The 21,589-nt window shown below is 72.9% G+C and carries 24 protein-coding genes; 9 read left to right on the top strand and 15 right to left on the bottom strand.

The window, feature by feature from the left end; all coding sequences use genetic code 11:
- The first annotated feature begins 451 nt into the window (after positions 1 to 451).
- The 7 genes from KJP73_RS14020 (at position 452) to KJP73_RS13990 (ending at position 5,287) form a co-directional block, all read left to right on the top strand.
- The gene (locus KJP73_RS14020; RefSeq protein WP_213283479.1) at positions 452 to 1,039 is read left to right on the top strand and encodes a hypothetical protein; all 588 of its coding nucleotides are present in this window, start codon (positions 452 to 454) and stop codon (positions 1,037 to 1,039) included.
- Between the two features lie 846 nt (positions 1,040 to 1,885).
- Positions 1,886 to 2,794, top strand: coding sequence for an ArdC-like ssDNA-binding domain-containing protein (locus tag KJP73_RS14015; protein ID WP_213283478.1), 909 nt, complete (start codon positions 1,886 to 1,888; stop codon positions 2,792 to 2,794).
- Between the two features lie 439 nt (positions 2,795 to 3,233).
- On the top strand, positions 3,234 to 3,863 hold the full coding sequence (locus tag KJP73_RS19645) for a glutaredoxin domain-containing protein (RefSeq protein ID WP_213283477.1): 630 nt from the start codon (positions 3,234 to 3,236) through the stop codon (positions 3,861 to 3,863).
- Entirely contained in the window at positions 3,860 to 4,027 is a 168-nt protein-coding gene (locus KJP73_RS14005; protein ID WP_213283476.1) for a hypothetical protein, read from the top strand. The genes KJP73_RS19645 and KJP73_RS14005 overlap by 4 nt, the downstream gene beginning before the upstream one ends.
- Positions 4,024 to 4,290 carry a hypothetical protein gene (locus KJP73_RS14000; RefSeq protein ID WP_213283475.1) on the top strand — a complete coding sequence of 89 codons (267 nt, stop codon included), beginning with the start codon at positions 4,024 to 4,026 and terminating at the stop codon, positions 4,288 to 4,290. Before KJP73_RS14005 ends, KJP73_RS14000 begins: the two co-directional genes overlap by 4 nt.
- Entirely contained in the window at positions 4,287 to 4,811 is a 525-nt protein-coding gene (locus KJP73_RS13995; RefSeq protein WP_213283474.1) for a hypothetical protein, read from the top strand. The genes KJP73_RS14000 and KJP73_RS13995 overlap by 4 nt, the downstream gene beginning before the upstream one ends.
- 92 nt (positions 4,812 to 4,903) lie before the next feature.
- Positions 4,904 to 5,287 carry a hypothetical protein gene (locus tag KJP73_RS13990; RefSeq protein WP_213283473.1) on the top strand — a complete coding sequence of 128 codons (384 nt, stop codon included), beginning with the start codon at positions 4,904 to 4,906 and terminating at the stop codon, positions 5,285 to 5,287.
- 220 nt (positions 5,288 to 5,507) lie between these two features.
- Here the strand turns inward: KJP73_RS13990 and KJP73_RS13985 are convergent, their stop codons facing one another.
- Both KJP73_RS13985 and KJP73_RS13980 read right to left on the bottom strand, forming a co-directional pair.
- Positions 5,508 to 5,687 (bottom strand): hypothetical protein, encoded by a 180-nt coding sequence (locus tag KJP73_RS13985; RefSeq protein ID WP_213283472.1) that lies wholly within the window; start codon positions 5,685 to 5,687, stop codon positions 5,508 to 5,510.
- Positions 5,688 to 5,812: 125 nt separating this feature from the next.
- The gene (locus tag KJP73_RS13980; protein ID WP_213283471.1) at positions 5,813 to 6,136 is read right to left on the bottom strand and encodes a hypothetical protein; all 324 of its coding nucleotides are present in this window, start codon (positions 6,134 to 6,136) and stop codon (positions 5,813 to 5,815) included.
- Positions 6,137 to 6,732: 596 nt separating this feature from the next.
- On the opposite strand from KJP73_RS13980, the gene KJP73_RS13975 reads away from it, so the two are divergent.
- Both KJP73_RS13975 and KJP73_RS13970 read left to right on the top strand, forming a co-directional pair.
- Positions 6,733 to 7,143, top strand: a complete 411-nt coding sequence (locus tag KJP73_RS13975; RefSeq protein ID WP_213283470.1) for a MobC family plasmid mobilization relaxosome protein — start codon at positions 6,733 to 6,735, stop codon at positions 7,141 to 7,143.
- Positions 7,140 to 8,705, top strand: coding sequence for a relaxase/mobilization nuclease domain-containing protein (locus KJP73_RS13970; protein ID WP_213283469.1), 1,566 nt, complete (start codon positions 7,140 to 7,142; stop codon positions 8,703 to 8,705). Before KJP73_RS13975 ends, KJP73_RS13970 begins: the two co-directional genes overlap by 4 nt.
- Here the strand turns inward: KJP73_RS13970 and KJP73_RS13965 are convergent.
- The 13 genes from KJP73_RS13965 to KJP73_RS13905 all read right to left on the bottom strand — a co-directional run bounded on the left by KJP73_RS13965 (position 8,702) and on the right by KJP73_RS13905 (position 21,585).
- Complete coding sequence (locus tag KJP73_RS13965; protein ID WP_213283468.1) at positions 8,702 to 9,502, bottom strand: nucleotidyl transferase AbiEii/AbiGii toxin family protein; 801 nt, start codon at positions 9,500 to 9,502, stop codon at positions 8,702 to 8,704. The two genes, KJP73_RS13970 and KJP73_RS13965, sit on opposite strands and share 4 nt — an antisense overlap.
- A 2-nt stretch (positions 9,503 to 9,504) precedes the next feature.
- The gene (locus KJP73_RS13960) at positions 9,505 to 9,864 is read right to left on the bottom strand and encodes a hypothetical protein (protein WP_213283467.1); all 360 of its coding nucleotides are present in this window, start codon (positions 9,862 to 9,864) and stop codon (positions 9,505 to 9,507) included.
- A 77-nt stretch (positions 9,865 to 9,941) separates the two neighbouring features.
- Positions 9,942 to 10,499 carry a hypothetical protein gene (locus KJP73_RS13955; RefSeq protein WP_213283466.1) on the bottom strand — a complete coding sequence of 186 codons (558 nt, stop codon included), beginning with the start codon at positions 10,497 to 10,499 and terminating at the stop codon, positions 9,942 to 9,944.
- A 270-nt stretch (positions 10,500 to 10,769) separates the two neighbouring features.
- Positions 10,770 to 11,663, bottom strand: coding sequence for a hypothetical protein (locus KJP73_RS13950; protein WP_213283465.1), 894 nt, complete (start codon positions 11,661 to 11,663; stop codon positions 10,770 to 10,772).
- A gap of 62 nt (positions 11,664 to 11,725) precedes the next feature.
- Complete coding sequence (locus tag KJP73_RS13945) at positions 11,726 to 13,267, bottom strand: hypothetical protein (protein ID WP_213283464.1); 1,542 nt, start codon at positions 13,265 to 13,267, stop codon at positions 11,726 to 11,728.
- Positions 13,268 to 13,284: 17 nt separating this feature from the next.
- Positions 13,285 to 13,899 (bottom strand): DUF4913 domain-containing protein, encoded by a 615-nt coding sequence (locus tag KJP73_RS13940; RefSeq protein ID WP_213283463.1) that lies wholly within the window; start codon positions 13,897 to 13,899, stop codon positions 13,285 to 13,287.
- Entirely contained in the window at positions 13,896 to 15,554 is a 1,659-nt protein-coding gene (locus KJP73_RS13935) for a type IV secretory system conjugative DNA transfer family protein (protein ID WP_213283462.1), read from the bottom strand. Before KJP73_RS13935 ends, KJP73_RS13940 begins: the two co-directional genes overlap by 4 nt.
- Complete coding sequence (locus KJP73_RS13930) at positions 15,551 to 17,059, bottom strand: hypothetical protein (RefSeq protein ID WP_213283461.1); 1,509 nt, start codon at positions 17,057 to 17,059, stop codon at positions 15,551 to 15,553. The genes KJP73_RS13935 and KJP73_RS13930 overlap by 4 nt, the downstream gene beginning before the upstream one ends.
- A 131-nt stretch (positions 17,060 to 17,190) precedes the next feature.
- A complete protein-coding gene (locus KJP73_RS13925; RefSeq protein ID WP_213283460.1) occupies positions 17,191 to 18,702 on the bottom strand; it encodes an SCO6880 family protein in 1,512 nt (503 codons plus the stop codon).
- Positions 18,699 to 19,916 (bottom strand): hypothetical protein, encoded by a 1,218-nt coding sequence (locus KJP73_RS13920; protein ID WP_213283459.1) that lies wholly within the window; start codon positions 19,914 to 19,916, stop codon positions 18,699 to 18,701. The genes KJP73_RS13925 and KJP73_RS13920 overlap by 4 nt, the downstream gene beginning before the upstream one ends.
- A 139-nt stretch (positions 19,917 to 20,055) precedes the next feature.
- Positions 20,056 to 20,802, bottom strand: coding sequence for a hypothetical protein (locus KJP73_RS13915; protein ID WP_213283458.1), 747 nt, complete (start codon positions 20,800 to 20,802; stop codon positions 20,056 to 20,058).
- A 10-nt stretch (positions 20,803 to 20,812) separates the two neighbouring features.
- Entirely contained in the window at positions 20,813 to 21,094 is a 282-nt protein-coding gene (locus tag KJP73_RS13910) for a hypothetical protein (RefSeq protein WP_213283457.1), read from the bottom strand.
- Complete coding sequence (locus tag KJP73_RS13905; protein ID WP_213283456.1) at positions 21,094 to 21,585, bottom strand: DUF6668 family protein; 492 nt, start codon at positions 21,583 to 21,585, stop codon at positions 21,094 to 21,096. The genes KJP73_RS13910 and KJP73_RS13905 overlap by 1 nt, the downstream gene beginning before the upstream one ends.
- Between the last annotated feature and the right edge of the window lie 4 nt (positions 21,586 to 21,589).

The raw sequence follows: 21,589 nt of genomic DNA, 5'->3' as shown, positions 1-21,589 counted from the left end.
CCGGGCAGGGCGGGGGCGCCAGCCCAACCGCACCGCAGCGCCGCACCCGCCCCCACGACCCGGGCCCGACCACCCCCCCGGCCGACCGCCCGCGGTGCGTCCCGGGCGCAGCGAGCGCCGGCACCCCCCCCGGGGCCCCAGCCCCGGACCCCGGCCCGCTGGCGGTCACGCCTACGGCGCGCAGCACCGACCCCGCGCGCGAGCTCGTCGACGCGCTCGCCCGGGCCCCGCGGCTCACCTCGGCCGGTATCAGGCCGTCGCCCCCACCCGATGCCGTCGCGCCATGACGAAGCCCACGCCGCCGCTGCGCGCCGTCATGCGCGACGTCACAGCACCACGGCCCCGCGCGGGTCCCCGAAGCTCCCTGGCCTGATACCTCGCGCACGCCGGTGAGGCCGGGGCAAGCCCCAGCGCTCACCGGCCAGCCCCACCACCCGACGACGGAGGACCCATGCACATCACCGACAGGCTCACCCACCACGCCACCGCGGTGTGCGCGCGCATCGCGCGACTCATCGACGGTGCGCCGAACACACCCCGGTCGGACCTCGAGGACTGGGACCCCGACGACCAGATCGACCGCGACGACCGCGCCGACGGTGCGGTGCGCGCCCACTCCTACACGGAACAGCCCGGCCTGTACGACGACCCCGACCCGAACAACGGAGAGCAGTCCGTCGTCGTCGTGCTCGACCTGTACGCCGACACCCACGAAGACGCCGCACGCCGCGTCGACCACCTCCTGCAGCCCGGCGGCCCCTGCGACGTCCTCGCACAGCCCGACGTCGACGCCTGGTGGTTCCCCGAGTCGCGCGACAAGCACATCGACCGCAACGACCGAGACGACCGCGCCGCGGTCGTCGCCGCCGCGTGGGTCGTGCAACGCTCCACCGAAGCGGAAGCCGCCGTCGCGATCAGCAAGGCCGGGATCCTCGGCGGGTGGCTCAGCCCCGACGACCGCGAACCGCTGCACCTCGACGAAGCCGAGCACGTCGTGCGCGCCCTGTCCGACGCCGGCTACCGGATCACCCGAGCCTGACCAGCACGCAGGGCCGGTGGACGCCCCTCCGGCCCACCCGCCCGGCGCCACTGGACCGTAGCGCCGGGCGGCACGCGCACCACCGACCCGTCCGCCCGTCGGGGGTTCCCGCGCCGCCCGCCGGCAGGCGGCCGTCCTCGCGTCACCGCGACGTCGTGCCGTTGCACGTCACGCACCGGTACTCGGCGCCGTCGAACTCCCTCGGGCGGTCGTCGACCACGCAGAAGCGGCGATCGCGCTGCCGACGGGCGCGGCGCATCTCACGTGCGCGGGCGGCGGCCTCAGAGGTGCTGCTGGCGGAAATCATGGCTCCTGGTGCCTCTTTCAGTAGGCAGACGCCGGGTCGCGTCCTCGACGGCCCTCGACCGTCGACGCGCAGGACACCCCACCGGCCTGCCTACCGTCGCGCCCTGCTCGGCACCGCCTCGGTGCGGGACGCGGCCGCACCGGGACGGCGCACGCAGAGGCCGCTGCCGTCGGTAGCCGCCGGGCGCTTCGAGCGCCGGCACCGACCCCGGGAGCCTCCGGCCCCGGACCCCAGCCCGCTGAACGGTCGCGCCGCCGGCGCGCAGCGCCCACCGCCGCCCGGCTCCGCGTCGAGCTCGCAGGCCATCGCGGCTCACCTCGGCCGGTATCAGACCCCGGCTCCCCACCCGATGCCTCCGCGCCATGACGTAGCCCACGCCGCCGCTGCGCGTCGTCATGCGCGACGTCACAGCTCTACGGCCCCGCGCGGGGCCCCGCCGCCGGCGCCAGATACCTCGCGCACGCCGGTGAGGCCGGGGCAAGCCCCAGCGCTCACCGCCCTGGCCCACACCGGGCACGACGACGACGGAGGCACCCGACATGGCCCGCAAGGTCACCACCCGCACCACGCCCGAGCAGCGACGTGAGCAGGCCGCTGCCCTGCAGGCAACGATCGCCGAAAAGGTCGACGTGCTGCGCGCGGACGAGCAGTGGCGCGCGTTCCTCGACGTCGCCCGCGGGTTCCACCGCTACAGCCTGAACAACCTCATCCTCATCTGGTCCCAGCGCCCCGACGCGACCCAGGTCGCCGGGTTCCGGCAGTGGCAGGCCCGCGGCCGCCAGGTCCGCAAGGGAGAGCGCGCCATCCGGATCTTCGGGTACGCGACGAAGAAGATCACCGACGACGACGCTGGTGACGACGAGCAGACCCAGACCGACGAGAACGGTCAGCGCGTGCGGGTGTGGTTCCCGCTTCTGGCAGTGTTCGACCTCGCCCAGACCGACCCCGTCGACCCCGACACCCCGGACCCGGCCGACCTGGTGAAGCACCTCACCGGCGCCGACGCGCTCGGCATCGTGGACGCCGTCACCGACTTTCTGACCTCCCGCGGATGGAGCCTCGCGCGCGAGCCGATCCGCGGCGCCGCGAACGGGTACACCGCCATCGACGGCACCAACCGGGTCGTCGTCGACGCCGACGTCGCGCCCGCCCAGGCCGCGAAGACCGCCCTGCACGAAGCGGCGCACGTGCTGCTGCACGCCGACCTGCCCGACCGGGAGTACGCCGAGCACCGCGGCGTGTGCGAGACCGAAGCCGAGTCCGTCGCCTACGTCGTGGCCGGGCTGCTCGGACTCGACACCAGCGCCTACAGCATCGGCTACGTCGCCCAGTGGGCCGACGCCGACGTCGACCTCATCCGCTCCACCGCCGCAAACGTGCTGCGCGCCGCGCACGCCCTCGCCGACGCAATCACCAGCGACGACAACGACACACAGGTCGCCGCCTGACACGCCGCGGCGCCCGGCCCGCATCCCCACGGCCGGGCACCACCGCAGGACCCGCGCGGGCCGCCCGCCGGGGCCCCGTCCGGCGGCGATGGACGCCGGGCGCATCGAGCGCCGGCACCCATCCCGGGGCCCCGGCCCCGCACCCCGGCGCCGAACGCACCAGGACGACCCGTACCCGACTGGGCCCGGCGCCCCACCTGCGGGTCCCTCGATCCGAGCCCTGATCGTTGTCGCGCCGCCGCGGGCGTCAAGGGCGAGTCACCACGCGTAGCCGGCCGGGGACGGTGCTCCGCACCAAGGTCCAAGCCTCCAGCGGTCGGGCCCTTGACCCCCACGGCTCTGCGACATGGCCTCCGGCTATCGAAGCGATGGCCAGCCGCACCGAGCACCAGCCATCACCGGCCGGGCCGGATCGGCTCGCAGACACCAGGAGGACACCATGACCACCACCGACACCACCGCCGACCGCGCGTGGATCGAGATCTCCGAGGACGGCACGCCGCGGCGCGTGTACGGCACGACCGAACACGTCACCGAGCTGCTCGTCACCCACATCGTCATCAACGGCCGTCACCTGCCCACCGCCAAACAGCGGTACGCCCGCAGCCTGGTCGCCGCCGCCGCGCGCCGAGCCCGGGAGACCAGCAACGACGGGACCGCCGCCGTCACGTGCGCAGGCGTGACCGCGCGCATCGCCCCAGCGCGACCCGCACCCACTGACCACCCGGGATCGGGCGCCGAGCAGCAGGCCACCGGCCCGCATCCCGACGAGTTCATCCACGCCGACGAGCGCCCCGCCGAACCCGCGTCGACCAGCCGCACCGTCACCCTCTACTCCCAGCCGTCGTGCGTGGAGTGCACCGCGACCTACCGGGCACTGACCAACGCCGGCGTGACGTTCGACGTCGTCGACATCACCGCCGACGAGGCCGCCCGGGCCTACGTGCTGTCCCTCGGCCACCTGCAGGCACCGGTCGTCGTGGCACCCGACGGCTCGCACTGGTCCGGGTACCGGCCCGAGCGCCTCGCAGCTCTGAGCGCCGGGGCTGACACCGAGGACCGGGCGTGAAGGCCCGCACCGGACTCGTCGTCCTCGCCGCCGGCGTGGTGCTGTTCGCGGCCACCGTGGACCGCTCCGCCTGGGTGCTGCTGTCCCTGGCACTCACGTGGGGTGGCGCTGTCGTGGTCGTCGACGCGATCACCGGCGCCGCGACCAACGGAGGTCGGCGATGACCCGCCCGCGCTGCCAGACCGCAGCCGGCGAGCGGGTCACCGTGTGGTCCAGGCACGAGGACGCGTGGCTCACCGGGACCGTGACGGAATGCCGGTGGGACTCATGGCTGCACGGCGGTGCCTGGCGGGTGTTCGTCGCCGTCGACGGCCGGACCCGCGACGGGCAGCCGATCGTCGAGACGTACTTCACCGACCAGGACCTCGACACCGCCGTCCCGGACCTGCTGCAGCTGCTCGCCGTCGACGGCGGAGTTCAGCGATGAGCGGCGACCAGCTCAGGGAGGCCGAGATCGTCGACCTGCTGACGACGCGCGCGCTGTGGTGCCGCGCCGACGCCGCGACGACCCGTGCCGCCATGCCCGCCTGGGGATTCTCAGGTGGTGTCCTGCGCCCGGCGCTCGCCGCACTGATCTGGGACTACGACCTCAACCAGCCCGACGGGCCACCCGGCGGTACCGAGCGTGTCGCGGCGATCTGCTCGTGGGTGCAGGCCCGCGCCGGCGACGTCGCGGCCGCGGCGGCCGCGCGCGCCGACTGGCAGTACGCCCGCCGTCGCGGCGGTCCCGACACCGAGGTGCTCGACCCCTACCTTGACGCCGCCACCAGCCTGCACGCCGTGCGCGACGGCCTGCCCGACCCGCTGCTGCTGCGCCACGCCGCCCAGGTCCTCAGCATCCTGCCCGCGCTCGTCGCCCCCGACGCGCACACCACCGCGACCACCGGCCAGCTGCTCGAGCAGCTGCACCGCCTCCGCGCCGCGAACCTCGCCGACGCGCCAGCATGAAGGAGCCCACGCCCATGGCAAGCGCAGACCGCCGACCGAGCAGTGCACGCCGTGCGGGATCCGGCTGGTCAGCAACGTGGAAGGATCGAGCCGTGGACCGTCTCCCTCGCGCGCACCAGGAAGTTGATGCGCGCCTGAGCGACGAGCTCCGTCGCAACGGATTCCTCGCCGTGGCTGGTCTGGGAGCGATCGCCCTGGCGTTGCTCACCGTGACGACCTGGCATCTGGTGCTCGCTGACCCTGCAGCAGTCCTCGGCAGCACGGCCACGCGGGACCCGGCGTTCTCCCTCGTGAACACCGTCGCACTGCTGATGGTCCTAGCGGGCGTTGCTTGCCTCACGACCGGTGTGTTCGGGCGCACGCTGGCGCGAGCCCGCGCGACCAGGGCGCACGACCGGCTGGAGGAGCTGGCGGCCATCGAGGCGCAGCGTCGGCGCGGACGCCCGTGGTCCTGGCTGTTCGGGCGTGGGTGTTGAGCACCGACCGCGCCGCCGCTCGCCATGCCGCGTCACGCCGGCTCGCGGTCGCGTACGGCGTCCTCGCCGCGCTGCTCGTCGGGATCGCCGTCGGGTCCGCCGTGAGCCGTGGGCTGTCTGTCCCAGCAGTCGTGTTCGCGGCCGCCGCGGTGATGGGGGCCCGACTCGCGGGGCGCACCTGGAGGTCCGCACGCCCGGGATCTGTCGCCGAGCGGCGGGGTCAGTAGTAGCGCCGGCGCACGTGCACCAGGCGGTACCCGTCGGGGACCTGCGCGTGCAGTGCTTGCAGGGCCGCGTCGTACGTGTCGCCCTTGGCCTCGAGCTGCGTCGTCTGGCGCTCCGGGTGGACGCCGGTGTGGTCCGGCGGTGTGGTCTCGGCCAGGGCGAGCAGTTCGATCACGCCGCGCACTCTAGGTCGCTGGTGCGACACGACCGCGCGCACCGCCGCGGCCGGCGGTCGTGGTGCCGCCGGCACGAAGATGCGCCCGATCCCGGAGGGGGTCGGGCGCATCTTCGTAGGACGAGTCAGGCGGCCGGCTGCTCGAGGACGGCGCCGTCCTCGGCCGCGGACGGCGTGGCCGCCGGCCGCGCTGTGCGCTGCTTGCGGCGCCGCGGTGCGGGATCGATGGCCAGGCCCTTGAACACCTTGCGCAGCTCGTCTTCGCTCCAGCCAGCGGCGATCGCGTCGGCCCAGGTGTCGGCGTAGGCGTGGGTCGCGTGCTCGAGCGCGTCGCGCGCCGCGGCTACGGCTGTCGCGCGTGCGACGAGGGGTTCGACCGCTGCCATCCGGTTGTCGATCAGTGCGCGTAGTCGCTGGGTGTAGTCCGTGGCCTGGTCGTCGCTGCTCATGCTGTCGACCGTAGCCAGCGCCGGCACGCAGCCGGCGCCGGCCTACCCACTGCGTAGGTGAGGCCGTGCACGGGTTGCGCTTGCGGGCCGCGACCCGACAGCACGTGGTGACGGCGCGGCCTGTGCACGGGTGATCGGTTGGGTCCCGTCGTCCACCTGTGTGCGCCGCGAGCCGCGCAGCGGTGGAGCTCGCGGCGTGCACAGGTGGGCGAGGGGCGACGAGTGCTCGGCCAGGCGGGTCCTGTCGGGTGCGGTTGGGTACCCGGGGGACCACCCCCGGACCCCCGGCTGCCGCACCGCTGCGCGGCTTGCCACGTGACGGCTGATGTCACCTCGCGCTAGCTGGTCACGTCGCGCAGTACGACGGTCCGACGGTTCGCCTGACGTAGGTGGCCCAGCGGTCGCCGCTTCGCGGCGCGGTTCACAGATCGCACCCCGCTCCGCTCTAGCGCGATCACCGCACGGTGTCCCAGACGGAGCAAGATATACGGATAGGGACCCCTATCCGTTCCGACGCCACTCAACGTTGGGCGTCGCAGCACTCAAATCGTGCTGGTCCCGCTCTGCGGGGCGCTGCGCTGGGCTTTCATCGATGCGTGGGCATCGACGACAGGACGAGCAGCGGGCGCGGCAAGCCGGCCCGGCGCCGGCGGCGGGCGAACGTCGACGGCGGACGTACCAAGCCGGTGAAGCTCAAGGTCAGCCCGGACGAGTACCTCGCGTTGACTGTGCGAGCAGACGTGCTCGGCTGGACGGTGCAGCGGCTCATGGTCGAGTCGGCGTTGGCAGATCGCGGCGAGACGGCAACGGACCGGCGTGAGCTGCTGACGACGCTGTTCACCGTCGCCCGGTACCTAGGTGCTGTGTCGAACAACGTCAACCAGATCGCGCGTGCGGTGAACGCGACGAGCGACGTGCACCAGGACCTGGTGGCGACGCTCGCCGCCATCCGGCGCACCACCGAGCGCGTCGACGACGCGCTGCTGCAGCTGGGCGTCGGCCGGTGATCGCGCGCTGCTTCCGGGGCGGCAAGGCGGTCGGGCTCGCGGTGTACCTCGCGGGCCCGGGCAAGCGCAACGAGCACACGTTCCCGCACGTGCTCGGCGGCCATGAAGCGGTGATCAGCCAGGTGGGGACCGGTGAGCTGTCTCGCGAAGACGCGGTGGCACTGGGTCAGGCGCTGGAGATGCCGACGAAGGTGTTCGGCACGAAGGTCCGCCAGCGGGTGAAGGTCCGCAACGAGGGCGAGCAGCGGCAGCAGCACGTCGGGTACCGGGACGCGCACGTCTACCACGTGCCGCTGTCGCTGGAGGCCGGCGAGGGGCCGCTGCCCGACGAGCAGTGGGCGGCGATCGCGACGGACTTCGTCGCCGAGATGGGGTTCGCCGGCGAGGGAGTCGACGGCCCGCAGTGCCGGTGGATGGTGGTGCGTCACGGGCTGTCCACCGAGGGCAACGACCACGTGCACGTCGTGGTGAACCTGGTCCGCGAGGACGGGTCGAAGGCGAACCTCAACAACGACTTCCACCGCATCCAGGCGGCCGCGAACCGTCTCGAGCACCGGTACGGCCTGCGCGTGCTGGAGAGCCGCGAGCAGGGCCGCGGGACGCTGTCCGCGGCGCACGCCGCCGAGCTCGGCAAGGTCGAGCGCCGGGCGCTGTCGCTGCCGCCGCGCGAGGAGCTGCGCCGGCGGATGCACGCCGTCGCGGTGACCGCGACGTCGGAGAAGGAGTACCTCGACGGGTTGAAGAACGCCCGCGTCCTGGTGCGTCCGCGCCTGGAGAAGGGGTCGACGGACCGGGTCGTCGGCTACTCCGTTGCGCTCGTCCCGACGTTCGCTGACGGCAAGCGGCAGGACCCGATCTGGTACGCGCCGTCGAAGCTGGACCGCACCTTGGGGCTCGGTCAGCTGCGGATGCGGTGGGGCACCGACGCCGCTGCTGACGGCGCGCTCGCGCCGGTGTGGCGCGGCCAGTGGAAGGACGGGGTGGTCTCGGACAAGGTCGACGTGCGGGCTGCCCCGGAGGTCGGCACCGTCGCGCTGGCCCGGCTTAACGAACGTATGTCCGCCGGCGATGAGCGGGCGGCGGCCGCGGACATCGCCGGCGTCCTGGCGCGCGCGTCGCTGCTCCAGGAGAAGGACCAGCCCGGTCCGCTCGCGCGCGCCTCCGAGGAGTTCGCGCGCATCGCCCAACCCGACCGGTACGACGCCCGCGGCGCCGGCCCGAAGGTGGACCTGCGGGCGCTGATGGGCGCGGCGTACAAGGCGCGGCTCATCGCACGCGCGACCGGCACGGACACCTCGTCAGGTTGGATGGCCGTGCTGCGCCAGGCGCAGCGCACCGGTCAGGCCGTCGCCCGCTCGCACGCCGCACGAGGTCACCTCGAGCGCGCGACGACCGCGAGCCACGCCGCCGACGCTGCGTTCGCGACGCTGCCGGCGCTGCGGCAGCCGGCTCCCGTGGCGGCGCCTACGGCGCGCCGCGCCGCGCCGACGATGCGCGTCGACCGGGGCCCTGCACCGGACGCCGGTCGAGACGCCGGCCAGGGCTACGGGGTCGGCGGCTAGAGCCCGAGGCCGGTACCAAGGTCGGGCGCCCCACGTTCGACCGGTGGCCGTGCCGCGCGCGCCGGGGCCGAAGGATTGTGGAGCCCGGGGAACGACGTGTGTGCCTCCCGGACTGCGCGCGCGGCAGCCGACTCCTGAGCCGGGTCGGCCGGCGCGCCGTCGAGCTCGCGGCCCCACTGCGCGAACCGGTCGACGACCTGCGTGCGCTGTACGGGGTCGACGCCGTACCGGGCGAACTGCCGTTCGGTGTGCGTCGCGGCCTGCTGGAACCGCGCGGCGAGCATCGCGCGGTCCATCGGCTCGACCTCCCGGGCGTCACCAAGCTCGAGGACTTTCGCACGGGTGAACCGCCCGGACTGCACGACCAGGTCGACGTCGATGTAGTCGCGCGTCTCACCGCGCGAGTACAGCGCGGTCACCTTGTTCGCGACCGCGTCTTGGACGTCGAGGACCGGCCCGATCTCCAGTCGAGCGGGAGCGTGCTCGCGGTAGTCCAACCCCAGCTGGATGCTGCTGCTGTCACCGGTGCGTGCGTCGCTGACCACGACGTCGAGGAACGTCGGCCCGTCCCGGACGACGTCGACCTGCAGCCCGTGACGGTCGTACGCCTCCTTCAGCGCGTCCACGGCCTTGGCGAAGTCGTCCGGGGACTGCCGGTTGGTGAACAGGTCGACGTCCTCGGACAGCCGATCGCCCATGCCGTTGGCTGCGACGGCGTACCCGCCGGCGAGCACGAACCCGTACTGCTCGGTGGCCTCGAGCCCGATCCGGGCCAGCCGCTCGTGGAACGGGAGCATCGCTACAGGCTCAACGCCTGCACGCCGAGCTCGCCGAGGCTCGGGAAGCGCGTCGACCACACCTCGCGGCAGCGGCGCGGCAGGACCAGCACCGGCCACACCTGCTCCAGGGTGGCGCGGTTCAGCAGACGCCGCTGGTCGTCGGCGGAGCCAGCTCGCACCACCGCGGCGTACAGCGCGACCACGTCGCCGTGGTCGTCGAGGTCGTACGTCGGATCCTGGCTGGTGTCGATGTGCGGGCGCACACGCACGATGCCGGACGTCGGTCCCTGCAGCTCTGCAAGGTCGTCGGGGGTCTCGTACGGCACGTGGTCAGCGAACCGGTACCCGCGGGGCACCGTGCCGGGCTCCCTTGTGTTCATCGTGACCTCCTGCAGTCCAGGGTAGGGGGTGGTCCCCACGTGCGTTCCAGAGGAACCGTCGTCGGGGCGATCGGGTGCTAGGGCTGCGGGGGCCATCGGCTCGCACCGCTGGCGAGTTCTCGAACAAGGGCGCGATCGGCGAGCGTATGCAAGCTGCGGTGCCACGTACCTCGCACCAGGTCCTCGACGTTCGGGTCTTCGCAGATCTGGCCAGCGACGAGCACCAAGTCGCTCGCCCCGCCGATCACCTGGTGCGCGATCGGCCCGAGGGTGGAGGGCGCGAGCTCCCGCTTCGCCCCCACAACGACCTCGATCGGGTCTAGCGCAATCCGCCGCCGCAGACGATAGCCGGAGCCCTGCACCACCTCGACGCCCCGCCACCACGCTTCGTGCAGGTCATCACGCAGTGCCAGTCCTCGACTGAGAGCACCGGTCCACCCGCGGATGCTGCCGGAGCCGGTGTGGCCGTCGTACGGCGGCAACGCGCGGAACCAGTCCCCCCGCTCGCCGAAGCCGGCGAGGTCGCTCATGGCCGGCAGTGCGCTGCGCACCAGCCAGTCGGCCATCTGTGGCCCGGTGACGCTCACCGTGACCGGGGTGGCGCAGCAGTCGTCGGTGTCGTTCGTCGCGGTCATCGCGCGCACCGTCCGACGCAGAGCACGGGCACCACGGTGCTAGTCATCGTCATTCCGGACTCCGAAATGTTGGTGTTCGCGTCGCGAGCGCGCGACACGGCGAGGGCTCGGGTGATGTCTCGGTGGGCGTTGCGGGCACGGGCGCCGCTCATCGTGATCCCGGTCCGCAGAACCGTGCCGTCGGGCAGGGTCCACAGCGCGTCACCTCCACGTCGCCGCCGGCCTGCCGCACCTGCCGCACGAGCGGCTTGAGTTCCTTGTTGACGCCGATCACTTCGCGATCACCGTCCCCGCCCCCGCGATCGCCACAGCGATCGCGCTCTCGTCGAGACGGCCGCGCGCCGTGAGCGCGGCCGTCACTGCGTCCACCGCAGCGCGGTTCTGAGCCAGGAGCTCGGCGGCTGTGCGGTGCGCGGCGGCGAGGAGCCCGTCGAGTGTGAGGGGCCCGTCGTATCCGGCTGGCGGCTGGCCGCGCCGGATGATGAACGTCGCCGTGGCGAGGGACTGGTGGGTGTCCCCGCTGGCGCCGGGCCAGGCGACCGCCCCGTCCGGGCACTCGACCTCACCGGCGGCCAACGCGCACATCGACACCCAGGCGTTCTCGACCGCCGACTCCCCGTCATTGCGGAACTGCCACTCGCACGTCCCGGCGGCGAGGCCCGTCGGAAGTGCGTTGAGCTGCAGCACTTTGAAGCCGAGGATGCTCGCGACGACGGCATGGGCGGCCTCGTGGCGAGCAACCCCCTCGTCGACGGCGACCGGGAGGAACGTCCCGGCGATCGCGGTCCCGGACGCGCTCACCGGTCGCCGCCGGACCGCCCACACCACCCACCGTGCGATCAGTAACACCGCGACGACAACGACGATCCACGCGTTCTGCACGGCCGGCTCGCTCGCGATCATCTGCTCAGTGATCCGCCGATTAGCCACCACGATGCTCGGGCCGATCAGCAACCAGAGCGCGATGGTCGCGGCCGCGCCCACGATCGCGGTCACCACCGTGCGCGCGTGAGCGCGGAGCACCGCGCGCCGGCTCACGCCGAGCGTGCTCTGCTCGTTGAGCCAACCGGCCACTGCGGCGCGCAGCGTCGACCAGCCGGCGGCCACCCGCTCCTGCAGGTGGACGTCTCGCCGGCCGCTGGCCGTCGCGCCCTTCTCCTCCATCGGAACCCCTTCGCGGTCTGCCGGTCGCACACGACCTTTTGTGGACCTCGCGCGCACGCCGATCACTTGGCCAGCTCCTGACCGCGTGTCGCGTCCGCGCCGCGGTCGACGCGCGCCTTGGTGGCCTTGCTGCGGCCGGCGGATGCGCGCAGCCCGCTGGCGGTGGAGCGCGGGAAGTTGGTCGCGGCCTGCTTGCGGGCGCCCGCGGCCACCGGGGGCACCTGGGTGAGCTCGGCGTCCGTCACCCGCTGGTAGTCCAGGGGTGCACCGGCGGTTGCTTCGGTTGCGGCGGCGGCGGCGCCGACCTGGTCAGCGCGGGCCTCGTGCGCGGCCGCCGTGTGCTCCAGGCGCTCGTCGACGTCGACCAGGTCCGCTCCGTCGTCCATCGCACCGCCGCGCGGCTCACCGAACGCTCCTTGTCCCTCGAGGTCGTGCCCCGCCCCGGCCTCTGCGATGTCTCGTGCCGCCAGGCCTCGTTCGACGCTCTCCTGCTCACGCAGGACGTGTCCGAGCGCTTCCGCGCCCGCGGGCGCGTGCTCGCTGTTCACCGGCCGGGTGCTGGAGGCGCCCGCGGTCCTTGCGAGCTCGTCGTCGCGGCCCTCACGCGTGACGGCGATCTGGTCATCCAGCGCTGCGAGGAGTGCCGCGCGACGCGCGTCGGGCGCGGCCGGCGCCGGGTTGCTCGGGTCCTGCAGGTCGATGCCGAACCGCTTGTGCAGCTGCTCGTCGACGACGCGTGCGGCCTCCCTGCCGGTCAGGTCGTGGGGCGCAATCTGGCGGGTGTACTTCACGACGTCGGCGATCTGCTGATCGGTGGCCTGGTTCCAGAACTCGGGCCGCCGGACCCGGTCGTAGACCAGGCGCGTCTCATCGCGGTTCGCGGCGACGTCGCGCGCCGTGACGGCCTTGCTGAGCTCGCCGCTTAGGGCGCCCGCGCGCGCGGCGGGATCGGCATGCGTCGCACGGATCATGTCCAGGTCGATGTCGTAGCGGCCCTTGAGCTGTTCACGCAGGACGTTGTCGGCTTCCGCTGCCCGGGCGTCGTGCGGCGCCAGGCGGGCGGTGAGCTCGGCCACCTGCGACAGCTGCTCGGGGGCGGCCTGCTCCCAGTACTCGCGGCGGCGCAGCCGGTCGTGCAGGGTGCGCGCGACGTCGGGGTTGTCCTGCGCGAACCGGGCCTCGGCGGTCCGGTCGAACGCCTCGGCGATCTGCGCGCGTCGCACTGCCGGGTCGAGCTGGGCGAGGGGCTGGTGCGCGAGGTCGAACCTCTCGTGGAGCCGTTCGGTCACCAGGTCCTTGGTGCCCATCTCGATCGCGTCGACCGGGACGAGCGTCGCGGTGTACGCGACCACGTCGTTGACCTGGTCGACGGTGGCGCTCTTCCAGAACTCGGGGCGCCGGACCCGGTCGTGGACGACCCGGGACTGCTCGCGGCGCTGCCGCTCGTTCAGCGCGTTGGTCTTCTCCTGGGCCGCGGACAGGTCCCGGACGCGGCCCTCGCGGGCGCGGGACACGCTCTCGGCGGTCATCATCACGCCCATCAGCGCCGATCGGACCATCCGGTCGAACTCGCCGCCGACTTCGTCCTCAGTGCTCGTGCTCATCGGTCCTCCTTGGTTGCTTACTGCTCTGCGGGGTGATCAGCGGTGCGGAACATGCCGCCCGGCGGGGCGTCCAACGGCCACCGCCCGGGCAGCTCGCGGGCGGTGATGTCCTGGAGCTTCCAGAACGGGCCACCGGTCGAGGTGAGCTCGCGCATCAACGGCCACAGGTAGTCGCGGAAGAAGACGGCCATGCCCGTCATGGAGTCCTGGCGCAGGAACTCCCACGCCTGCCACAGGGCCTCCAGGACCGCGATGGCCTCGGTGTACTCCCACCAGCGGGGATCCCAGAGGTGGTTCCGCGGGTCGCGCTTGAAGTGCGGGAGCAGCCACTGGTCGACCCACTCGGCCACGTTCGGGTAGAACGGGCCGGACGCCGCCGGCTCGGGCTGTACGACGTCCGCTCCCGGCGCCGGCACCGGGAGCTCCTGGGAGAAGTCGACGTAGCCGACCTCCCGGGCGCCGTCCAACGCGTCCCCGGCGCCGGTGGCGCCGCCGGGCGTGCCGGTCGCTTCGAGGTCGGTGAGCACGTCGGCGTGGCTGACGTTCGGTCCGTCCTCGGCGTGCGCGGCCGCGGCCGCCGCGACGTCGTCCGCGTCCGCGCCGATCTGGTGGGTGTCGTCGAACTCGCTCATGGGCGTGCTCCGTTGCGCTTGGCGAACCACTGCTTGGACGCGTCGACGTCCTGGGCGTAGGGGCGCGTCGAGTAGTGGTCCAGGCGCAGCAGCACCGCGCGGGTGCCGGCGATGAGCGCGATCGCCCGCCCGCGGGGCAGGGCGGTCAGGTCGGACACCTCGAAGATCCGCCGCTCACCGATCGACGCCTGACGGCTGGCCCCGCCACGGGAGCCGCCGGTGCTGCGCGAGTGCCGGCGGACGTCGCGTGAGCCGATCGCGTCGGACACGCTGCGCAGGAACGTGGACTGCGCGAGCCCGGCGCCAGCGACGCGGACGTTGGCGGCGGACCACAGCTTCTCCATGCCGTTCTGCCCGAACGCCTCCACGCCCTGCGGCCAGGACTGGAAAAACGCGGACACCACGATGCCGCGGCTGCCGTAGTGCGAGTAGACGTCCGGCAGCTCCTTCCACCTGCACACGTTCGCGACCTCGTCCAGGACCGCGGTCAGCGGGACGGGCAGGCGACCGTTCGGCTGCGCCGCGGCGTACGTCTCGGCCGCCGACAGCACGGCCACGGTCAGCGCCGCCGTCAGCGCCCGGGCGGTGCCGCCGCCTTCCATCGAGGCCAGGTAGAGGGTGTCGGAGGACCGCACGAACGCGTGCGGGTCGAAGTGCCGGCGCCGGCCCGCGGGGTCGGTGATCCAGTCACGCACCGCCCGGGAGCCGAGCACCGCGATCCAGGGGCGCAGGGTCCCGTACACGCCGTCGCGCTGGCGGGGGTTGAGGGTCTGGGTCTTCAGCAGCGCCTGGCCGAGGTCGGCTTCCCCGTGCGCGACGAGGATCCGCGCGGGGTCGTTCTCCCGGTCGGCGTGGTCCTCGGTGTTGGCCCACCGGAACACGTCGGTGATGGGCCTGTGGTCCAGCGCCGCGGCCAGCAGCAGCCGCGCCAACGTCTCCTTGCCGGTGGACGTGAAGTACGCGTCCTGCCGGTCGTTCGCCGAGGTGGAGGACGTGATGAAGACGTCAGCGAGCTTCTCGGCGCGGGCGATGTCGGTGACGAACGTCAGCGGGTTCCACCACCAGGCGGCCGGCTCCCCGACGATGCCCTGCACGTCGTGGATCCACACCCGTCCCAGGCGGGACCGCGGCCCGATCGTCTCGGGGATGCCGTCGATCTTGTTCGTGGTGAACAGCACCGGTCCGGTCGCCTCGAGCATCTGGGGCACGCACACGCACGTCGTCTTGCCGGCGCGCGGGCCCAGGATCCACAGCTGCACCCACTCCCACGTGGCGTACAGGCGCATGCTGCCCGGCACGTGCGTGCCGATCGGCACCCCGGGGCCGGCCTTGTCGGCGCCGAGCCGCGCGGCGTGCGCCGCGGAGTCCTTCTCGGTGAGCTCCCGGACGTCGCTGACGTGGTTCATGAACCGGCCGCGGTCGTCGGCCCACGTCGAGGCAGCCTTCTGTCGACGCAGGACGATCACGACCAGGCCGGTCACGCCCGCGAGGACGACCACGGCGGCGATCAGCGCGGCGCGCCCCAGGCCCGCCGCTCCGGCCCACGCCCGTACGAACGCGAAGCCGCCGACGGCGACCGTCAAGACACCGAGCAGCACGCACCACGCCACCGAGACGTCACCGGGCTCGCGGAGCCGGTTCGGTTCGCGGCTCATGCCGCCACCTGCGCGCCGGTGGCCCGGTCCGCCGCCGAGGCCCACGCCTTGTTGGTGTTGTTCACGGGCAGCTCGGCCTCGGTGAGCTGCACATGCAACGGCGTCCCCGAGGACTTCCCGAGCTTGAGCAGGAAGTTGCCCTGTCCGGGTGGTGAGGTCGCCCGGCCGGTCTCCGGGTTGACCTGGCCCTCCACGGCCCAGTCGGTGATCCGCTGCTGCTCGGCGTTCGACACCGCGAACACCTCACGCAGGTTGCCCATCTCGGCGTCCGCGAGGCCGCCGAGGAACACCATCGCGGAGCGTTCGACGAAGCCCCACGCGATCGACGTCAGATGCTCGCTCTCCAGACGGAGGTCGTTCATCGTGTGCGTGATCATGATCTGCCCAATGCCGCGCTGGCGGTTCAGGCGGGTCAGGGCGTCGATGAAGTAGACCATCAGCGCCGAGACGCGCACGATCCGCCACAGCTCGTCGAACACCAGCAGGTAGTGCGTGGGCTCACGCAGCCCTGCCTCCGCGAGGTGGGTGTCTGCCGACACCAACGCGGATCCGTACGCCCAGCAGACCGCCTGGACCGCGGCCTGGAGCTGGACGTCGCCGTCGTCGATACCCGACAGGTCGAACGCCATCGGCCGGCCCAGCTCGATGTGCTCGGTGGTGGGACGGCAGAACACCTCACCGAACGGCCCGGAGGGGCCCAGCGCCAGCAACCCGTCCAGGAGCTCCTGGGTGCGCTCGTCGTAGTGCTCGACGTCGCCGCGCGTGGAGGCGACCGCGAGAAGTCGCGGGTGCCGGGCCCGCACGAGCGCGGTCAGGTGCTCCACCAGCGGTACGCCGTCGTGATCGTCGTCCAGGATCCGCAGGGCCTCGGCGATCAGCGTCTGCTCGTACTCGCGCAGCCGCGACCCGCGCACCATGTCCAGCACCGCGATCACGGTCGTCCGGCGTCGGGCCCGCATCTCCTCCACGGCGCGGCGCCGCGCGGCGAGGTCGGGGATCGTCGCCAGGTCACCCATCGCCGGTCCGAGGTCGAGCAGGTTGATCGACCCGATGCCCGCCCCGACGGCCACGACCTGCCCGTCCATCGCCCGGATCAGGTCGACGTAGTCCGGCTTCAGGTCACCCAGGACCATCGGCACGTCGCCCCACGCCTCCAGCAGCGTGATCATGCGGCGCACCAACGAGCTCTTGCCCAGGCCAGGGCGGCCGAGCACGAACGCTGACGGCTGCAGGATCAGGTTGGCGCGGAACCAGGACAGGGGGTCGGCGCACACCGGTGCACCGTTCAGAAGGCTCCGTCCGAGCGGCACGCCCTGGAGCGGGCTGCCCGCGCCCACGCTGAACGGCCACATCCCGCAGACCTGCACCGACGTGCCCCGGAACTCCGGCGCGGGGTCGATGTAGTTGACCTTCCCGCCCCCGCGTCCGGCCCACCCGCGCCACCCGGCTCGGCCCGCGGCGTCCGCGCGGGCCTCGCCCGCGTCGGAGAGGAACCGCCAGAACACCCCACGTCGCTTCGCCCGCGAGGCACGGATCTGTCGCGCCAGCGCCGCGCGTCCCTGGCGGGACTCGCGCCGCGAGAGGGTCAACGTCAGGTCACCGACGGCCGCAGTCTGCTCACGCGACATCCGGCGGCTCACAGGAACTCCCGCAGAGCCGTCGGCATCATCGAGTGCTCAGGGAGCACCACTCCCAGAGGGAGCGCAGCCTGGAACGCGACGGCCTGGTTCCCCAGCGCCTCACGCACCCTCAGGCGTGCACGGTTCGCCTTGCCGCCGACGACCTTGTCCGCCCGTGGCAGGTCCGCTCTCGACGCGCAGCTCACCGTCACGAGCAGCCCGAAGCGCAGCAGACCGGCGCCGGCCGCCTCCTCCTGCGCGGCCTTCTCCGCGTACCTCGAGCGCTGCTGCTGACGGGCGCTGCGCCGGCGCTTCTCCGTGCCGGCGAAGTCGGCGTTGTCCAGCTCGGACTCGATCACGTCGGCGGCCTTGGACGCCGGGACCGGCCGGTAGAGCATCGTCACGCGCTTGCGGATCACGCCGCCGATCGGTTCGAGCAGCGGCGTCAGGACGTTGGAGTAGAAAATCCCCGACGGGGGCTGCCACATCTGCCACGTGCGCGACACCGCCCGGTCGTGGAAGTACGCGTCCAGCTCCGCGTCGGCGATCGACGGGCCAGCCTCGGCCCACGTCAGGCCCGTGCCCTCCGGTGTGCCGCGGGCCTCCTCGACGGCGGTCGCCACCGTCGGGTCGTACGCGACCCGGGTGAAGTCGACGATGTCCTGCGCGGTGCACGCCCGCACCGACCCGCCGGCGCCGGTGCCCTTCAACGTCGACAGCAGGCCGGGCAGCCGGTTGGCGAGGTCCTCGACCATCGAGTCCGCGCCCAGGTCGCCGGCGCCGTCGTGGCCCTTGCCGGAGAACGTGATGGCGATGCGGCAGCTCACCATCGGTGACCCGGTCTTCAAGTCACTCACCAGCTGCTCCGCGACCGCCTTGGCGAACGGCGACCCCGACGGGTCCAGGTTCGTGTTCACCATCCGGGCCAGCCGCACCCCGGGGTCGATCGACGTCTCCAAGGTCACCGAGGCTCCGACAACAGCCTCTTCGATGCCGAGGTGTGCGAGCCACGCGGCCCAGTGCTCAACCATCGAGTCGACCCGCTCCTGGTCGACCAAGCCGTCACCGTCGGGGAACGCCTCAAACACCACGGTGTAGTGAGCCGCCTTCGGCAGCCGGATCACCCCGAACCGGTTGCCGTACCCGTCGTCGTGCTCGATCAACGTCGAGGCCGCCAGGAGCCCAGGCAGCCGGAACGACCCCTCGGGGACCTTCCCGGCGGGCCCAGCGACGTAGGTGCTGGCTCCGGCACGCACGCTCGCGTTGTGCGCACGGCGCAGCGCCCACCGCTCGTACACGGTGCGGCCCTGCCGCTTGCCGATCACCATCAGCGACACCGCCACCGACCCGACCAGGACCAAGGCGAGTGCCGGGAGCCACGCCTGACGCGTGAGCATCAGCATCGCCGTGGCGATGACCGGCACCGCGCCGATCGTCACGCCCATCGGCAGCCCGAGCAACCCACGCCGGCCCTCGGACATGATGTTCCCGTACGTCACCCGCGGGGTCGGGGCACTGCTCGCGCTCATCGGTCCTCCTGGTTGCTCATGTCGTCGATCGGCCCACCGCGGGCGCCGCCGGCGACCGCACTGCCTGCCATCTGCGCCAGTGCCGCCGCGTTCCCGACGCCCGTCGCAGTCCCGCCGCCGCCGGAGGCCGGGTTGCCGGCGGTCGCGCCGGCGCCGGTCGCTGTACCGCCGGTCGGATCCGCGGCAGCTGCCGCACCGCCGGACGTACCCGCGCCCGGGGTCGTCGACGTCGACGACGTCGACGCACCGGAGGCCTGTCCCGCGCCCTCCGACGAGGACTTCGCGCCCGTGCTGGCGTTGCCCGCACCGGACGTGCTGGCGCCACCGGTGGCTATCCCGCCGGCGGTCGCTGCGCCGCCTGTGGCCGTCGTCCCTGCGCCGGTAGTCCCGCCGGCCGTTGCGGCGGCCCCACCGGCGGCCGGTGCGGCACCGCCACCGGTCGCCCCGATCGCGACGACCGCCGCTCCCGCCGCCACGACGCCGCCTGCGACCGCGCCGCCGGAGAACATCGAGGACGACGCGGCCCCGGCGACCGGGGTCACGAACCTGACAAGGGCGGGCAGCGCGAGCGCGGCCGACAAGATCACCACCACGGCGAGCGCGGAGCTGTACAGGGCTGTCCCCAGCTCGGAGGTGTCGGCGAAGGCCGGCGGGGACTTCACCAGCAAGATCCCCAGGGCGTAGATCACTGCGGCGACCGGCTTGAACAGCAGGCACGCGATCAGCCAGGCGATCATCTTGCGGAACGTCTGGTTACCGGCCTCTGTCGCGCTGGCCGCCGCGGCGGTCGGGATGAACGCGAACAAGATCGCGCTCATCGCCGAGCGGAAGACCATGAACACGACGTTCGCGAACGCCCCGAGGAACAGGCAGATCGCGATGATCAGGGCCGGCCCGAGGCCGGCGGACATCACCACCGCCGTGGTGATGAGGCCGTCCAGAGCGAGTGCGTCACCGGTGGCCCTCTGCACGATCCACGGAGCGAACGCGTCCCCGGCCTGCATCAGCGCCGTGAACCCCGCGGCGAGGGCCGCCGAGGACACGATGAGGTTGACCAGCATCTTCAACCCCGGCGCCCCGGCCTTGAAGTCACCCGCGACCGCCATCCGGCCGATCGCCCACAGCAGGCCCCCCAGGGCGAACGCGAAGGTGTACCAGCTGAGGTAGTCCTGCACGACCGCGACGCCACCGGTCTCCACCGACGGGCTGGGCATGCCCAGCCAGAGCGATGACAGCCACCCCAGGGCCTCGACCGTCGCATCCGCGAGGGACTCGACGACCCTCCCGAGAACTCCTTCACCGGCCTCCGCTGCCGCCCCGGCCACAAGGCAGAGGGGGTCGTTCCAGGCGCAGTCACTCACCGCTGGCGCTCCACGGGGTGTACGTGTCCAGGTCGACCGCGCTCCAGTCGAACGTTCCGGCCGCGAGGTCACCTCGCCACGTGGCGGTGTCCTCGTCCCACTGCAGGGCGATCTTCACCGCGGCCTCGACCGGGTCATGGCTCATGCCCAGGGACACCACCACCTGGTCTTCGGTCACGGACAAGAACTGGAAGCCGGCGATCTGACCGACCTGCCCGGCGGTCTGCGTCCGGTTGCTCGTGTCCTGCTCTTCGAGCCACGCCGTCCCGGCGGGGTTGTCGACCAGCGCCTCACCGACGACCAGTGCGTAGTCCGGCTCGCCGATTTCGGCGAACAGGTTCGCTGCCGCGAACAGGGCCCCGGTGGGGTTGTGCGCGAAGCACCCCCACTGGCGTCCGCCCTCGGTCACGGGCCCGTACACCTGGGACTGCGGGACGAAGACGTACCCGTAGGCCACCCACGTCGCCTCCGGCCCCGCCACGGGGATGTCCTGGTTGTCGGCCGGCAGAGGGCAGCTGCCGCCCTCACGCTCTGCGGGAGCGGGTGTCGCGGCCGTCGAGGAATCGGGGTCGGCCTGCGACCCGGCCCCGAACTCCGGGCGGTCCTCGGCGGGGGGCTCGCGGGTGAGCACCAGCACGGCCACCAGGGCCAGGACCACCACCACGAGGAACCCGCCGGCGGCCCACCACATCGGGGTGCCCCCGCCGGCATCACGGAAGCGTTCGGTGCGCTCGTTCATCGCCCCGGCCTCAGATGAACATGCGCATGATCGCGCCGGCCGCGGAGGCCAGGATGCCGACGATCATCCCGATCACGATGATCTTCACGCCCTTGGCTTCGCGACCGGAGAAGGCCGCCGCACCGAGGACTCCGGCGCCGCCCAAGAACACCCCGAAGCCGACGATCATCACCCCCCAGGAGAGCCAGTTCAGGAGGGTCTGGACGCCCTCGGTGCCGGGGGGCTGTTCCGGGGTCGGGTCGGGCAGGATGCTCGCGGTCCGGATGATCGCTTCGTTGAGCAGGTGGCGCATCAGTTCGTCTCCTTGGTGGTGCTGGTGATGGACGTCATGACCCGCCGCACCCGGGCGGGGGCGGTGGGGAGTTCGGGGGCGGTAACGCGCCAGGCCTCCTGCCAGGGCAGGTGCCAGCCGTGCGGGGTCATCCGGCCGAGCTGGCGGGCGGCCTTGCGTTGCGCGACGGTGAGGTTCGGGCCGTCGTCGACGAGGACCAGGCCCACGAGCCGGGAGTCGGCCAGCGCGCCGGTGGCCCACAGGCGGGCGAGCCGGGTGGCGGCTTCGATGCCCCGGTGGTGGGTGCGGGCGACCGCGACGACCGACAGCACGGGCAGCGGTCGAGCCCAACCGCTCGCGACCGGCCACGCGGTGCCGACGTCCAGCGCCGCGGCGCCGAGCAGGGAGGCGACGGTGGTGGTGCCGGCGCCGCCGTGCACGCCCATGACGCAGATCTGCGGGTTGCCCAGCACCTCGACGGTGGCCCGGCCCAGGCGACTTCGTCGTCCCACAGGG

The organism is Cellulomonas hominis, from assembly GCF_901521055.1.
Taxonomy (GTDB): Bacteria; Actinomycetota; Actinomycetes; order Actinomycetales; family Cellulomonadaceae; genus Cellulomonas; species Cellulomonas endometrii.
This window is presented reverse-complemented; position numbering and strand designations above follow the sequence as displayed.